Source organism: Streptomyces torulosus, assembly GCF_001419765.1.
Classification (GTDB): Bacteria; Actinomycetota; Actinomycetes; order Streptomycetales; family Streptomycetaceae; genus Streptomyces; species Streptomyces torulosus.
In genome coordinates this window covers 1-11501 of record NZ_LIRK01000465.1, presented here as the reverse complement: position 1 = coordinate 11501, position 11501 = coordinate 1, and the positions used below count along the sequence as shown (strand labels likewise).

The 11501-nt window shown below is 70.0% G+C and carries 8 protein-coding genes; 4 read left to right on the top strand and 4 right to left on the bottom strand.

From position 1 onward, the window contains the following. The first annotated feature begins 351 nt into the window (after nucleotides 1-351). The 4 genes from AOK23_RS29440 (at nucleotide 352) to AOK23_RS29425 (ending at nucleotide 7786) form a co-directional block, all read left to right on the top strand. The gene (locus AOK23_RS29440) at nucleotides 352-1860 is read left to right on the top strand and encodes a cytochrome ubiquinol oxidase subunit I (RefSeq protein WP_055538022.1); all 1509 of its coding nucleotides are present in this window, start codon (nucleotides 352-354) and stop codon (nucleotides 1858-1860) included. A 20-nt stretch (nucleotides 1861-1880) separates the two neighbouring features. Next, complete coding sequence (gene cydB, locus AOK23_RS29435; protein WP_055715633.1) at nucleotides 1881-2885, top strand: cytochrome d ubiquinol oxidase subunit II; 1005 nt, start codon at nucleotides 1881-1883, stop codon at nucleotides 2883-2885. Between the two features lie 107 nt (nucleotides 2886-2992). Next, entirely contained in the window at nucleotides 2993-6487 is a 3495-nt protein-coding gene (cydD, locus tag AOK23_RS29430; protein WP_206336317.1) for a thiol reductant ABC exporter subunit CydD, read from the top strand. Nucleotides 6488-6718: 231 nt separating this feature from the next. After that, on the top strand, nucleotides 6719-7786 hold the full coding sequence (locus tag AOK23_RS29425) for a peptidoglycan DD-metalloendopeptidase family protein (RefSeq protein WP_055715635.1): 1068 nt from the start codon (nucleotides 6719-6721) through the stop codon (nucleotides 7784-7786). Between the two features lie 117 nt (nucleotides 7787-7903). Here AOK23_RS29425 and AOK23_RS29420 read toward each other — a convergent pair whose 3' ends face one another. From AOK23_RS29420 to AOK23_RS29405, 4 genes are all read right to left on the bottom strand, one after another. After that, complete coding sequence (locus AOK23_RS29420) at nucleotides 7904-8773, bottom strand: Cof-type HAD-IIB family hydrolase (protein ID WP_055715634.1); 870 nt, start codon at nucleotides 8771-8773, stop codon at nucleotides 7904-7906. Nucleotides 8774-8910: 137 nt separating this feature from the next. Next, nucleotides 8911-9813, bottom strand: a complete 903-nt coding sequence (locus tag AOK23_RS29415; RefSeq protein ID WP_055715631.1) for an LLM class flavin-dependent oxidoreductase — start codon at nucleotides 9811-9813, stop codon at nucleotides 8911-8913. 72 nt (nucleotides 9814-9885) lie between these two features. Continuing rightward, on the bottom strand, nucleotides 9886-10434 hold the full coding sequence (locus tag AOK23_RS29410; RefSeq protein WP_055715630.1) for an RNA 2'-phosphotransferase: 549 nt from the start codon (nucleotides 10432-10434) through the stop codon (nucleotides 9886-9888). Nucleotides 10435-10556: 122 nt separating this feature from the next. Beyond that, the gene (locus tag AOK23_RS29405) at nucleotides 10557-11471 is read right to left on the bottom strand and encodes a MerR family transcriptional regulator (protein ID WP_063791424.1); all 915 of its coding nucleotides are present in this window, start codon (nucleotides 11469-11471) and stop codon (nucleotides 10557-10559) included. Nucleotides 11472-11501 lie beyond the last annotated feature (30 nt).

Genomic DNA, 11501 nt, shown 5'->3' with positions numbered 1-11501 from the left:
ACGCCGCGAGGTGCCGTGCCGGGTGTCGCGAGCCGGTGAACCTTTCCGGTCACAGCACTGACAAGCTCTAGCCGGGGGTGTTCGCCTGTCTCGGCTAGGCGGCTGTCAAGGATGTGGGCCCGAGGTTCCCCCTCGGGCCCTTTTGCGTCTGATCACAGGTCCGACCTGCGTCTTTGTGGCAGGGGACCATCGGCGCGGGAAGAGGGACCCCCCGCCCATCGATGCCCGAACGGGTATGCGGCATAATTGCTTGTGAATGTGAACGCTTTCACAAGCGCGTCCCGGTTGTCCCGTGATGTACGGAACAGACGGGGCTAACTGCCGCAGTGCCACGGCATGTAAGGAGAAGACGTGGACCTCGCTCTGGCGCCGGAGACACTGGCGCGATGGCAGTTCGGCATCACGACCGTCTACCACTTCCTCTTCGTCCCGCTCACGATCTCGCTCGCCGCGCTCACGGCCGGCCTGCAGACCGCGTGGGTGCGCTCGGGGAAGGAGAAGTACCTCAAGGCCACCAAGTTCTGGGGCAAGCTCTTCCTGATCAACATCGCGATGGGCGTCGTCACTGGCATCGTGCAGGAGTTCCAGTTCGGCATGAACTGGTCCGACTACTCGCGCTTCGTCGGCGATGTCTTCGGTGCCCCGCTCGCCTTCGAGGCGCTGATCGCCTTCTTCTTCGAGTCCACCTTCATCGGGCTGTGGATCTTCGGCTGGGACAAGCTGCCCCAGAAGATCCATCTGGCCTGTATATGGATGGTCTCCATCGGTACGATCCTGTCGGCGTACTTCATCCTCGCGGCCAACTCGTGGATGCAGCACCCCGTCGGCTATCGCATCAACGAGGCCAAGGGCCGTGCCGAGCTGACCGACTTCTGGCTGGTGCTGACCCAGAACACGGCGCTCACCCAGGTCTTCCACACCCTCTCGGCGGCCTTCCTCACCGGCGGCGCCTTCATGGTCGGCATCGCCGCGTTCCACCTGACCCGCAAGAAGCACATCCCCGTGATGAAGACCTCGCTGCGGCTCGGCCTGGTCACCGTGGTCGTCGGCGGCATGCTCACCGCGATCAGCGGCGACCTGCTGGGCAAGGTCATGTACGAGCAGCAGCCGATGAAGATGGCCGCCGCCGAGGCCCTCTGGGACGGCGAGGCGCCCGCGCCCTTCTCCGTCTTCGCCGTCGGTGACGTCGACGAGGGCCACAACAAGGTCGCCATCGAGATCCCCGGCCTGCTCTCCTTCCTGGCCAAGGACGACTTCAGCTCGTACGTCCCCGGCATCAACGACGTCAACAAGGCCGAGCAGGAAAAGTACGGGCCGGGCGACTACCGGCCCAACATCCCCGTCGCCTACTGGGGCTTCCGCTGGATGATCGGCTTCGGGATGGCGTCCTTCGCCCTCGGCGCCGTCGGGCTCTGGCTGACCCGAAAGAAGTTCCTGCTTCCGCAGCACCTCAGGGTCGGCGATGACGAGGTGCCGCACCTCTCGCTCCTGCCGGGCCGGGCCCTCGGCCCCACCCTCACCAAGTGGTACTGGCGGATCGCCATCCTCACCCTGGGCTTCCCGCTGATCGCCAACTCCTGGGGCTGGATCTTCACCGAGATGGGCCGCCAGCCGTGGGTCGTCTACGGCGTGCTGCGGACCCGTGACGCGGTCTCCCCCGGTGTCTCGCAGGGCGAGATCCTCACATCGATGATCGTCTTCACCGCGCTGTACGCGATCCTCGCCGTCGTCGAGGTCAAGCTGCTCGTGAAGTACGTCAAGGCCGGGCCGCCGGAGCTGACGGAGGCCGACCTCAACCCGCCCACGAAGATCGGCGGCGACTCCCGTGACGCCGACAAGCCGATGGCCTTCTCGTACTAGGCCGAGGGAGCTGCACAGTCATGGAACTTCACGACGTCTGGTTCGTCGCCATCGCGGTCCTCTGGATCGGCTACTTCTTCCTGGAGGGCTTCGACTTCGGGGTCGGCGTCCTCACCCGGCTGCTGGCCCGGAACCGGCCGGAGAAGCGGGTCCTCATCAACACCATCGGGCCTGTCTGGGACGGCAATGAGGTGTGGCTCCTCTCGGCGGGCGGCGCGACCTTCGCCGCCTTCCCCGAGTGGTACGCCACGCTCTTCTCCGGGTTCTATCTGCCGCTGCTGCTCATCCTGGTCTGCCTGATCGTCCGGGGTGTCGCCTTCGAGTACCGGGCCAAACGGCCCGAGGAGAAGTGGCAGCGCAACTGGGAGACCGCGATCTTCTGGACCTCGCTGCTGCCCGCCTTCCTGTGGGGCGTGGCCTTCGCCAACATCGTGCGCGGCGTCAAGATCGACCGGGACTTCGAGTACGTGGGCAGTGTCGTCGACCTGCTGAACCCGTACGCCCTGCTGGGCGGCCTGGTCACGCTGACGCTGTTCACCTTCCACGGGACGGTGTTCGTCGGGCTCAAGACCGTCGGGGACATCAGGGAACGGGCCCGGAAGCTGGCCCTGCGCGTCGGGGCCGTGACGGCGGGGCTGGCGCTGCTGTTCCTCCTCTGGACGCAGACCGAGAAGGGTGACGGCGCCTCGCTGGTCGCGTTGATCGTCGCGGTCGCCGCGCTCGTGGTGGCGCTGGTCGCCGTTCGGGCGGGCCGTGAGGGCTGGGCGTTCGCTCTGTCCGGTCTCACCATCGTGGCGGCCGTCGCGATGCTCTTCCTGACGCTCTTCCCGAACGTCATGCCGTCCTCGCTGAACGAGGACTGGAGCCTGACGGTCACCAACGCCTCGTCGAGTCCCTACACCCTGAAGATCATGACCTGGTGTGCGGCCATCGCCACGCCGATCGTGATGCTCTACCAGGGGTGGACCTACTGGGTGTTCCGCAAGCGGATCGGCACGCAGCACATCGCCGAGCCGGCGCACTGAGTCTGGGCCCGAGGGGTGTGTTTCGCGATGTTTCACGTGAAACACACCCCCTGCGGCCGAAGGGGCATGTTTCACGTGAAACATGCCCGCCGAGAAGGGTGTCTCACGTGAAACCGATCGACCCACGACTGCTGCGGTACGCACGAGCGACCCGCCTCTTCCTCGCGGCGGTCATCGGCCTGGGTGCCGTCGGGGCCGCGCTCGTCATCGCGCAGGCGATGCTCATCGCCGAGGTGGTGGTCGGTGCCTTCCAGCACGGGCTGACCGTCGGTGAACTCGGCACTCCCCTGCTGCTGTTGGTGGCCGTCGCGGTGGGACGGGCCGTCGTCTCGTGGCTCACCGAGTTGGCTGCCCATCGTGCGAGTGCGGCCGTGAAGTCGGAGCTCCGAGGCCGACTTCTGGAACGAGCCGTCGCGCTCGGGCCCGGCTGGCTCAGTGGCCAGCGCACGGGCTCACTGGTCGCCCTCGCCACTCGCGGCGTCGACGCGCTCGACGACTACTTCTCGCGCTACCTGCCGCAGTTGGGCCTCGCAGTGGTCGTGCCCGTGGCGGTGCTCGCGCGGATCGTCACCGAGGACTGGGTGTCGGCAGCGATCATCGTCGGCACTCTTCCCCTGATCCCGATCTTCATGGTGCTCATCGGCTGGGCCACCCGCTCCCAGATGGATCGCCAGTGGCGCCTGCTGTCCCGGCTCTCGGGGCATTTCCTCGACGTCGTGGCAGGGCTGCCGACGCTCAAGGTGTTCGGCCGGGCCAAGGCGCAGGCCGAGTCGATCAAAAGGATCACCGGTGAGTACCGGCAGGCGACCATGCGCACGCTGCGGATCGCGTTCCTGTCGTCCTTCGCCCTGGAACTGCTGGCGACGATCTCGGTGGCGTTGGTCGCGGTCACCATCGGTATGCGGCTCGTGCACGGCGAGATGGATCTGTACATCGGACTTGTCATCCTCATCCTGGCGCCCGAGGCCTACCTGCCCCTCCGACAGGTGGGCGCCCAGTTCCACGCGGCCGCCGAAGGGCTCGCGGCGGCCGAGGAGATCTTCGAGGTCCTGGAGACACCGGTCCCGGCGTCCGGCACGGGGACGGTCCCGTCCTCCGCTGACATCCGCTTCGAGGGCGTGACGGTCCGGTACCCCGGGCGCTCGTACGACGCTGTCTCCGACGTGTCCTTCACCGTCGCGCCCGGCGAGACGGTGGCGATCGTCGGGCCGAGCGGGGTGGGCAAGTCCACGCTTCTGCACGTTCTGCTGGGGTTCACCAGGGCCACCGCGGGCACCGTGTCGGTCGGCGGAGTCGATCTCGCCGTGCTCGACATGGAGCAGTGGCGCTCGCGTGTCGCCTGGGTGCCGCAGCGCCCCCACCTGTACGCCGGGTCCATCGCCGAGAACGTACGGCTGGCCCGTCCGGACGCGGACGACGCGGCGGTGCGGCGTGCGCTGGCCGACGCCGGAGCGCTGGAGTTCGTGGACGCGCTGCCTGCCGGGGCCGACACGGCGCTCGGCGAGGACGGCGCCGGTCTCTCCGCCGGCCAGCGGCAACGACTCGCTTTCGCCCGGGCCTTCCTCGCCGACCGGCCCGTTCTGCTCCTCGACGAGCCGACGGCCTCGCTGGACGGGGAGACCGAGGCGGAGGTCGTGGAAGCGGTACGGCGGCTGGCCGTCGGCCGGACGGTCCTTCTTGTAGTGCACCGACCGGCGCTGCTCGACGTCGCGGACCGGGTGGTCCGCTTGGAGGGTGCCACGGTGTCCGCCGCGGCATCCTCCGCCGACCGTGCGGAAGCGACTGCACCCCGCCGCCCTGACCAGCCGGAAGCGGTGGCCGCGGTGCCTTCTGTGCCCCTCCCGCTTCAGCGGCAGGGTGGCGTGCTGACCCGCGTCCGTCATATGGCCGGACCCCGCCGGGGCCGCCTCGCCCTCGCCCTGCTGCTCGGCAGCCTCGCCCTCGGCAGCGCCGTCGGACTGATGGCAACCTCTGGTTGGTTGATCTCGCGGGCCTCGCAGCAGCCTCCGGTGCTGTATCTGATGGTCGCGGTGACGGCCACGCGGGCGTTCGGGATCGGGCGGGCCGTGTTCCGGTACGCGGAGCGGCTGGTGTCGCACGACGCCGTGCTGCGGATGCTCGCCGACGCCAGGGTGGCCGTCTACCGGCGACTGGAGCGCCTGGCGCCCGCCGGGCTGCGCACGGTACGGCGGGGTGATCTGCTTTCACGGCTCGTCGCTGATGTGGATGCTCTGCAGGACTACTGGGTGCGCTGGTTGTTGCCGGCCGGTGCGGCCGTGGCCGTGTCCGCTGCCTCCGTCGGGTTCACCGCCTGGCTGCTGCCCGAGGCTGGTGCGGCCCTCGCCGTCGGGCTGTTGGCGGCCGGGGTCGGGGTGCCCCTGGTGACCGGAGCCGTGGCCCGGCGGGCCGAGCAGCGATTGGCGCCCGCTCGTGGCGTGCTGGCCACCCGCGTGGCCGACCTGTTGAGCGGCACCGCCGAGTTGGCGGTCGCCGGCGCCCTGCCCGCTCGCACCGCCGAGGCGAAGCGAGCCGACCGGGTCCTCACCCGGATCGCCTCACGTGCCGCCACCGCCACCGCGATCGGTGACGGTCTGACGGCGCTCGTGTCGGGGCTCACCGTCGCCGGCACCGCACTGTTGGGAGCCCGGGCGGTCGGCGATGGACGGCTGAGCGGTGTGGCCATGGCCGTTGTCGTGCTCACCCCGCTCGCCGCGTTCGAGGCGGTGCTCGGCATGCCGCTCGCGGCCCAGTTCCGCCAGCGGGTGCGCAGGAGCGCGGAGCGGGTCTACGAGGTGCTGGACGCTCCTGACCCCGTCCGCGAACCGGAGCGACCCGCGAAGCCGCCGGTGTCGCCGTTCCCACTGCGACTCGAAGGGCTCGGGGCCCGGTACGCGGGTCAGGAGCGTGATGCGCTCGTCGGGCTGGACCTCACCCTCGAACAGGGGCGGAGGGTTGCCGTCGTCGGTGTCTCGGGTGCGGGCAAGACGACGCTCGCCCAGGTGCTGCTGCGGTTCCTCGACGTGCGCGAGGGGATGTACACGCTGGGCGGCGCGGACGCCTTCACGCTCGACGGGGACGACGTACGGCGGCTCGTGGGGCTGTGTGCGCAGGACGCGCACCTCTTCGACAGCTCCGTGCGCGAGAACCTGCTGATGGCCCGCAAGGACGCCGACGAGGAGGACCTGAGGGACGCGCTCGCGCGGGCACGCCTGCTCGACTGGGTCGACGGACTCCCCGAAGGACTCGACACGTTGATCGGTGAGCACGGGGCGCGGTTGTCCGGCGGTCAGCGTCAGCGGCTCGCCCTCGCCCGGGCGTTGCTGGCCGACTTCCCCGTCCTCGTCCTGGACGAGCCGGCGGAACACCTCGACCTGCCGACGGCCGATGCGCTCACCGCCGATCTGCTGGCCGCGACCGAGGGCCGGACGACCCTGCTGATCACCCACCGGTTGGCCGGGCTGGACGCCGTGGACGAGGTCGTCGTCCTGGCGGAGGGGCGTGTCGCGCAGCGCGGGACCTACGCCGAACTGACCTCGGTGGATGGCCCCTTGCGGGCGATGGTCGAGCGGGAGGCGGCGGGGGAGTTGCTGGTCAGGGCTTGAGTCTCCGATCAGGGGCGGAGCGCCGCCGTTCGCATGCGGTCTCGGGCGCTGTCGAGGCTGGTGCCGTGTCAGGTGCCTTACGTGAGTGGGGTTGACGCAAGGCTCCTCGCCGAATGCGAGGGTGCCGGGCCCCTGTTCGGCGCAGGCATCTTGGTCCATCCGGGGCAGGGTGTCCCCCGGCTGGACGCCCCGGACATGACCACGGTCTCCGGCGCGGGCCACGATCGCGGCATGCGTTCACTTCGCCGACATCGGGTCCTCGTCGCCGTGCTGCTGTGTGCCGCCGCGGTTCTCGTGGCTCGGCCGACAGCCGCCGAGGGTGACGGCGGAGTGAGCCCGGCTTTCGTTCCCGCTGACGCCGGGGTCAGTGCCCAGGTGGCGCGGCTGTTCGAGGAGGCGGCCGTGGCGACGCAGCAGTACGAGGCCGTGCGGAGCGCGGGGGATCGGCAACGGACGCAGGCTCGGCGGATGGAGCAGCTGCTCGGGCGGGAGCGGCGGCAGCTCGCTGCGCTCAACGCCGACCTCGGCCGGATCGCCCGGGCCCAGTACCGCGAGGGCGGCGGGATGCCCTACACCGCGCAGATGCTCCTCGCGGACGATCCCGACGAGCTCATGCGGGGGCAGCGAGCCGGACGACAGGCCGATCTGGCGCTCGACACGGCGGTCACGAGGAGCCGGCGCGCGGAGGCGAGGTTCGCGGCGGGCAAGGCGAGGGCCGCGACGGCGTGGCGGAGGCTGGAGAAGCGGAACTCCGAACTCGGCGAGATCAAGCAGGACATCCAGCGGAAACTCGAACAGGCCCAGTGGACGCTCCAGGGGCAGGCCGACGCGTCCGTGGCGGCGGGCTCCTGCCGGGGCGCCGTCCGCCTGGAGCAGCCGGACCCGGGCCGCACACGGCCGTGGGTCGCGCCTGTGGAGTCGTATGAGCTCTCCGCGGGCTTCGGCAGTGGTGGTGAGCGCTGGTCCAGTCGGCACACCGGGCAGGACTTCGCGGTACCCATCGGCACGCCGGTGCGGGCAGTGGGGGCGGGGCGGGTGGTGAAGGTGTCGTGCGGCGGTGCCTTCGGCATCGAGGTCGTGCTCCGGCACCCGGACGGCTACTACACCCAGTACGCGCACCTCGCCGCCGTCACCGTCGACCAGGGCGAACGGGTGGCGCCCGGTCAGTGGATCGGCCAGTCGGGCACCACCGGGAACTCCACCGGTCCGCATCTGCACTTCGAGGTACGGGTCACGCCGGAGCTGGGGTCGGGCGTGGACCCCGTGCCGTGGCTGCTGAAGCACGGGGTGCGGTTGTAACCGAGGGCATCTGCGCCGCGGGCCTCGCGGCCGGACGGGGACGAGGGTGCGGGCGCTTCGGCCGGAGCGCGGACGTCCGCTGTCGCGGGGCATCCCGGCTGCGGCGCTCTGCCTTGGTTACAGCCGTTCGGCCAGCAGGCGCTCGATGACGACCGCGACGCCGTCCTCGTTGTTGGCGACGGTTCGCCCCGAGGCGGCCGCGAGGACGTCCGGGTGCGCGTTGCCCATGGCGTACGACTGGCCGGCCCAGGTGAGCATCTCCACGTCGTTCGGCATGTCACCGAAGGCGACGACCTCCTCGTGCGAGATACCGCGCTCGGCGCAGCACAGGGCGAGGGTGCTGGCCTTGGAGACACCCGGGCCGCTGATCTCCAGCAGGGCGCTGGGGCTGGACCGGGTGATGGTGGCGCGGTCGCCGACGGCCAGACGGGCGGTGGCGAGGAAGTCGTCGGGGTCGAGTGAGGGGTGGTACGCGAGGATCTTCAGCACCGGCTCGTGGTCAGCGACACCGCCCGGGGCCAGCAGCTTCTCGGCCGGCGCGAGGATGTCGGGGATCTCCATGTGGAGTTTCGGATACTCGGGCTCCTGATTGAAGCCGTACGTCTGCTCGACGGCGTAGACCGTGCCCGGCGCGGCGTCACGCATCAGCCTCACGGCGTCGAGCGCGTTCTCCCGCGCCAGCTCGCGGACCTTGACGAAACGGTGGGCGCCGGGGCCGCCGTGCAGGTCGACGACGGCCGCTCCGTTGCCGCAGATCGCGAGGCCGTGGCCGTGGACGTGCTCGCTCACGACGTCCATCCAGCGGGCCGGGCGCCCGGTGACGAAGAAGACCTCGATGCCGGCTTGCTCGGCGGCCGCCAGGGCGGCGACCGTACGCGGGGAGACGGACTTGTCGTCTCGGAGCAGGGTGCCGTCGAGGTCCGTGGCTATCAGCCGCGGCGGGACGGTCGGGGCCGGGGTCTCGGGCTGTCTCGTCGCTGAGGTCACGGACCCCATTGTCGCGCATATGCGTGCACGGCCGTGCGGGCGCCCGCACAGGTGAGTGATGCCTGTCCTGTGCACGTGTCTCGACCTGCGCCGATAGCTGCCGTGGCCTTCCTGGCCGGGGCGGCTGACCGGCGGGTTCAGGACAGCTGGGCGGGGGCCTCCATGGCGATGCGTTCGAAGACCTTCTCGTCCGCCGCGAAGTCGGAGTCCGGGATCGGCCAGTGGATCACGATGTCGGTGAAGCCCAGCTCGGCGTGGCGGCCGGCGAAGTCCACGAAGGCGTCGAGCGACTCCAGTGGACGGCCGCGGTCCGGGGTGAAGCCGGTGAGCAGGACCTTGTCGATCCCGGCGGCGTCCCGTCCGATCTGGGCGGCCGCGTCGGCCAGCTTCTCGATCTGCCCGCGCATGGCCCGCACGGACTGTTCCGGGGTGCCCGTCTCGAACAGCTTGGGGTCCCCCGTGGTCACCCACGCCTGTCCGTGGCGCGCCGCCAGCTTCATGCCGCGAGGGCCGGTGGCGGCCACCGCGAAGGGCAGCCTGGGGCGCTGGACGCAGCCGGGGATGTTGCGCGCCTCGTGGGCCGAGTAGTAGTCGCCCTCGAAGGAGACGGAGTCCTCCCTGAGCAGCCGGTCGAGCAGGGGGACGAACTCGGCGAACCGGTCGGCGCGCTCGCGCGGTGTCCACGGCTCCTGGCCGAGCACGGTGGCGTCGAAACCGGTGCCGCCCGCCCCGACGCCGAGGGTGATCCGGCCACCGGAGATGTCGTCGAGGGAGATCAGTTCCTTGGCGAGGGTCACCGGGTGACGGAAGTTCGGCGAGGTCACGAGGGTGCCGAGCCGCAGCTGGTCCGTGACCGCGGCCGCGGCGGTCAGGGTCGGTACGGCGCCGTACCACGGCCCGTCCCGGAAGGTTCGCCACGACAGGTGGTCGTATGTGAACGCGGTGTGGAACCCGAGCTGGTCGGCCCGCTGCCAGGTGGTGCGGCCGCCGTCGTGCCAGCGGAGGTACGGCAGGATCACGGTGCTCAGACGCAGACTCATGCTTCGAGCGTAAGCGCAGACGCGCGACGGTCCGACCCGGGGCGGGAGGGGTCGGTCCGGTCCGGGGTGTGGTCAGTGGGTTTGCGGGAAGCGCAGGTACTGGGGCGGAACCGCCTCGGTCAGCCAGACGCCGTTGGCGCTGACCCGGAACACATGGCCGTCGCGGTGCATCGCTCCGGCGTCGACGGAGAGAACGACCGGGCGGCCGCGTCGGGCACCGACCCGGGTGGCTGTCTCGCGGTCGGGCGACAGGTGCACGTCGTGCCGGTTCATGGGCCGCAGGCCCTCCGTGCGGATCGCGGTCAGATAGGCCGCGACCGTGCCGTGGTAGAGGTACGACGGCGGGGTCGCCGCAGGCAGGCCGAGGTCCACCTCGACGGTGTGGCCCTGATTGGCGCGGATGCGGTCGCCCCGCACGGCGAAGCGCCGCTTGTCGTTGGCTTCGACCACGTGGTCGAGTTCCGCCCTGGTGAAGCGGAAGCCGTGTGCGGCGGCCGCCTCGATGAGCGTGTCGATCTCGACCCAGCCGGCCTCGTCCAGAGTGAGCCCGATCCGCTCGGGCTGGTGTCGCAGATGCTTCGAGAGGTACTTCGACACCTTCACGGTGCGTCTTTCGTCCATGCCGCCAGCGTGCCCGCGAGACACGCGTCACGCACGCGATTTTGACCGGGATGTTTGATCCACAGCCAAGTGGAGTTATCCACAGGGGAATTGGAGATTCTGTGGACAACCCTGCACCCCCTTCAGGGGGATTGGTCAAGTTTGCTCACATTTTGAGCACTTGCTGTCAGGGAGTCCAAGGTACGTGTCTGTACCTCCCGTTCCGCGGCCGCCGTGATGAACGCCTGGAGGTGCTCGGGGCCGACAAGCCTCTCCACCGCCTGAATTGTGGAGGCCGGGATCTGAACCGGGAACGACTCACTCGTCCGCTGCACAGGGGCGTCGGCACCGAGATGCTGTCTGAGATGTCGGGTCGCCAACGAGCGCATCGCGCGGGCGAGTTCCGCGTCCACCGACTGTTGGGCGAGAGGCCGCAGCCGACGTACCAGGGCTGCGGCTTCGGCTGTTTCCGCCTCGCTCGGAGGCTGGTGCCCGCCGAGATAGCGAGCGAACACGTGCTCGGTGGTGAAGTCCAGGAAACGGGCGGCGATGTGCTCGATCTGTCCCCTCAACTCCCTCAGATGGCTTGTGATCGCCGACAAAGGAACTCCGGCGGCGTGCAACTCGGCCGCGACAGCCAGCTCTTGAGGGCTCGGCACGAGAAAGAGGTCCTCCTCGCCGGGCACCGGCTCCAGTACACCCAACTCGACCGCGTCCGTCACGGCGGCCTCGTCCGGAACCCCTCCGAACCGCTCGACCAACTCGGACCGGGTGATCCGGACGGCCTCCTCGTCGGTCCACGGTCCGTCGACCTCGGCGACCAGGCCGAGCACCCCTCCGAGACCGCGGCCCGTGTCCCAGGCCTCAAGGAGTTCCTTGATGGAGGCCAAGGTGTATCCGCGGTCGAGGAGGTCCGCGATCTGGTGCAGCCGCTGGAGATGGGCCTCCGAGTAGACGTTCGCCCGGCCGCGCCGCTCGGGGCGGGGGAGCAGCCCTTTGTCCTGGTAGGCGCGGATGGTGCGGACAGTGGTGCCGCTGAGGTGCGCCAGGTCCTCGATGCGGTGGGTGGAGGCCGGGCTGGGGGGGGA